The sequence below is a fragment of the Bradyrhizobium sp. genome (assembly GCF_049512235.1).
GTDB lineage: Bacteria > Pseudomonadota > Alphaproteobacteria > Rhizobiales > Xanthobacteraceae > Bradyrhizobium.
This window is the reverse complement of sequence record NZ_JBEKXH010000603.1, coordinates 1-3,527: the sequence shown is the minus strand read 5'-3', so window position 1 is coordinate 3,527 and position 3,527 is coordinate 1. Positions and strand designations below refer to the sequence as shown.

General features: G+C 62.0%; 4 protein-coding genes. All 4 read left to right on the top strand.

Going from position 1 to position 3,527, the window contains the following annotated elements; translation table 11 throughout:
- The first annotated feature begins 55 nt into the window (after positions 1 to 55).
- The 4 genes from ABSG20_RS32535 to ABSG20_RS32520 all read left to right on the top strand — a co-directional run bounded on the left by ABSG20_RS32535 (position 56) and on the right by ABSG20_RS32520 (position 3,342).
- Positions 56 to 1,756 carry an AMP-binding protein gene (locus ABSG20_RS32535; protein ID WP_423868550.1) on the top strand — a complete coding sequence of 567 codons (1,701 nt, stop codon included), beginning with the start codon at positions 56 to 58 and terminating at the stop codon, positions 1,754 to 1,756.
- Between the two features lie 30 nt (positions 1,757 to 1,786).
- Positions 1,787 to 2,245: a RidA family protein gene (locus ABSG20_RS32530; RefSeq protein ID WP_423868549.1), complete on the top strand. Its 459-nt coding sequence runs from the start codon at positions 1,787 to 1,789 to the stop codon at positions 2,243 to 2,245.
- 146 nt (positions 2,246 to 2,391) lie between these two features.
- The gene (locus ABSG20_RS32525; protein WP_423868548.1) at positions 2,392 to 2,667 is read left to right on the top strand and encodes an ankyrin repeat domain-containing protein; all 276 of its coding nucleotides are present in this window, start codon (positions 2,392 to 2,394) and stop codon (positions 2,665 to 2,667) included.
- Between the two features lie 438 nt (positions 2,668 to 3,105).
- Positions 3,106 to 3,342: a hypothetical protein gene (locus ABSG20_RS32520; protein WP_423868547.1), complete on the top strand. Its 237-nt coding sequence runs from the start codon at positions 3,106 to 3,108 to the stop codon at positions 3,340 to 3,342.
- Positions 3,343 to 3,527 lie beyond the last annotated feature (185 nt).

Here is a 3,527-nt window from a genome sequence, read left to right as displayed (position 1 = left end):
GCCGCCGGACGGCTCGGTCTCAATCCTTTCATCCCGGAAACGAGGGGCGATGGAAATGTCGGGTGGAATTCAGTCGGGCAACATTCAGAGCCTTGGCCCATCGGGTCACGTCGATGATTTCACGCGGCGCAATCTTCCGCCGCCCTGGCAATGGCCGGAATTGCGGCTCGACCGGCCGGAGTTTCAGTACCCGGAATATCTCAACGCCGCGGTCGAGCTGACCGACCGGATCGTCGAGCAGGGGTTCGGCGATCGTATCGCGCTGATCGGCAACGGTCGCCAGCGCACCTACAAGGAGCTGGCGGACTGGTCGAACCGCCTGGCGCACGCTTTGGTGGAGAATTACGGCGTCAAGCCCGGCAACCGGGTTCTGATCCGCTCGGGCAACAATCCGGCCCTGGTCGCGGCGTGGCTTGCGGCAACCAAAGCGGGCGCCGTCGTCGTCAATACCATGCCGATGCTTCGTGCCGGTGAATTGACCAAGATCGTCGACAAGGCGGAGATCGGCTTGGCGCTGACCGACAGTCGGATCGCCGACGAACTGGTAGCGTGCGCCAAGACCAGCCGGTTTCTCAGGCAGGTGGTGAATTTCGACGGGACCTCCAACCATGATGCCGAACTCGATCGGGTGGCGCTGAACAAGCCGGTCCGGTTCGATGCGGTAAAAACCGGCCGCGATGATGTCGCTCTTCTAGGGTTTACCTCCGGCACCACGGGCGAACCGAAAGCGACCATGCATTTCCATCGCGATCTCCTGATCGTCGCGGATGGTTACGCCCGGGAAGTTCTCAAGGTCACGCCCGATGATGTCTTCGTGGGGTCGCCGCCGCTGGCCTTTACGTTTGGCCTCGGCGGTCTTGCGATCTTTCCGTTGCGGTTCGGCGCGACCGCGACGCTGTTGGAGAACGCGGCGCCGAGCGAGATGGTCAGGATCATTGAAACCTACAAGGCCACGATCTGCTTTACCTCGCCGACCGCCTATCGGGCGATGATGGCCGCGATGGACGAGGGCGCCGATCTGTCGTCGCTGCGGCTTGCGGTCTCGGCCGGAGAGACCCTGCCGGCGCCGGTTTTCGATAGCTGGACCCGCAAGACCGGCAAGATGATTCTCGACGGCATCGGCAGCACGGAATTGCTGCATATCTTCATTACCAACCGCACCGGCGACGCCGTCGCCGGAACCACCGGGCTGCCGGTTTCCGGCTACGAGGCCAGGATCGTCGACGCCGACATGAACGAGTTGCCGCCGGGCACCGCCGGAAGGCTCGCGGTTCGCGGCCCGACCGGATGCCGCTATCTCGCGGACAAGCGGCAGTCGAACTATGTGCGCGAGGGCTGGAATCTGACCGGCGATACCTTCATCCGCGACGCGCAGGGGCGCTTTTGCTTCGTGGCCCGATCCGACGATATGATCGTCTCCAGTGGGTACAACATCGCCGGGCCGGAGATCGAGGCCGCCTTGCTGACTCACCCTGCGGTCGCCGAATGCGGCGTGGTCGGTGCGCCCGACGAAGCCCGCGGCATGATCGTCAAGGCCTATGTGGTGGTGGCGTCCGGCGTTACCGCGGACAGCGCGCTGGCGGCGGAGTTGCAGGACTACGTCAAGCGCGAGATCGCGCCTTACAAATATCCGCGCGCGATCGAATTCGTGGGCCAGCTGCCGAAGACCGAAACCGGCAAACTGAAACGATTTGCCTTGCGGCAGATGGCCCAGGCCGGCACACCGCCGACGTCAGCCGGCATGGCTGCCGAATAATTTTGTTTCTGAAGGGATGGAGAGCCCCGGGTGAGCACGTCAAAAGGGTCCACGCTGGCAGTGCTGCCGGTTGCCAAGGGCGAAATGCCGGATGCCGGTCCGCAAATCCTGCAACCGAGCGGCTGGCCGGCGCCGAAGGGATATGCCAACGGCATGGCGGCCGACGGCCGCCTGGTGGTGACCGGCGGCGTCATCGGCTGGGATCAACAGGGACATCTGCCGGGTGATTTCGCAGGCCAGGTTCGCCAGGCCCTGAGCAACATCAAAGCCATTCTGGCCGAGGGCGGCGCGCGGCCCGAACATCTCGTGCGTCTCACCTGGTATGTCGTCGACATCGAAGAGTATCTGGCCAACCTGAAATCGCTCGGCCAGATCTATCGCGAAATCTTCGCCACGCATTATCCCGCCATGGCGCTGGTCCAGGTCGTGCGCCTCGTTGAAAAGGCGGCGCGGGTCGAGATCGAGGCGACCGCGGTGGTGCCGCGGTGAGCGGGCGTCGGCGGGCAGGGCTCTTTGCCGCGGCCGTGGCTTAGCTTAGATCGTAGGATGGGTGGAGCGGAGCGACACCCATCTATTTTCGTCTATGAAAGCGATGGGTTTCGCGAAGGGCTCAACCCATCCTACGCGCTGAGCGAATGGCTCAGTTGGCGGTCGCCCATGAGTATGGCTTCAAGAGCTGGCGCGCGCTGAAGTCGCATGTCGACAGGATCAGTCCAGCGCATCGTGACCGCGATCGCGTTTTCAAAGCGGCACACGCCGGCGACGTTGAGGCCGTCCGCCGTGCCTTTGCGTCGGGCTTTGATCCCGCAACACAAGACTCCGACGGCCGCACGGTGCACCAGATCGCCAAGGACCGGGGCCACGAGCCGATCGGAGTTTTCAAATTGAACGGTGCATTTCCATCGGCGTAGCGTTGCTTTGCTCTCGGACCGGAAGTGGCCGCCCCACAGCCGTTGCGGAAGTGGTCGGCTTTACGGGCGAGCACATAAACCTTGGTATCGTTCCTTGACCCCTTTGGATGGCCGAGGATTACCTACGTTCAATTGAGCCGCCGATCGCGATCGTCTTAGGGTGCATGTGTTGGAAAGGCGCATAGGCTGATGAAGTGCGGCCGCGAAAAACAATGGATCGACCAACAGCGACGATAGCACCAAGAGGAGACTGCAATGCCCAACTGCTCCGAAAGTCTTCAATCCGGCAGAGCCGCGCGATGCGCAGCGTGTGATGGCAGGTTTGGTCTCGTCCGGCACTACTCGTGGCGAACCGCCCTTTGTTCCCGGAAGTGCGTCGCTCGCTTCAAAGCTCGCCAGGCAAGTGACCGCGATTGGCTGCCCTGGCTGCAAATCGCCTTGGATCAGGCCAGAGAAACGCGCGAGGACTCTTTGACGTTCCAGATCTCACAACGAGGCGAGGAATACCTGAAAACAGCACAGACTTTGCTCCGCGCCGCCCAAGCCATGGCCGACCGGGCAATTGCGGGTCAGCTCAAAGCCCTTGCCGAGGACTACCAGCGGCGAGCTGACAAAGCTTCTTATGTTGATTCGCCCATGGCATTCGCTCGATCCATGTCCGACATGCCTCGATAGCGACCGAGTTTTGCGTTGCAGCAAGAATTCGCGGTGTGCCGAAGTCAGAAGAAAAGCCGATAGCAGCACAAACGGTGGGGGCTGTACCGCACGTGAATGACGAATGTTCCGACAAAGCATTCAATTTCTGAGATCCTCGAACCTGGCCAGAACCAACCGCTGTACAACGGCAAAAACCATTGCGG

Excerpts from the sequence above, each read along its gene's own strand:
- ABSG20_RS32525 (WP_423868548.1), top strand. The coding sequence starts at position 2,392 with ATGGCTCAGTTGGCGGTCGCCCATGAGTATGGCTTCAAGAGCTGGCGC.
- ABSG20_RS32535 (WP_423868550.1), top strand. The coding sequence starts at position 56 with ATGTCGGGTGGAATTCAGTCGGGCAACATTCAGAGCCTTGGCCCATCG.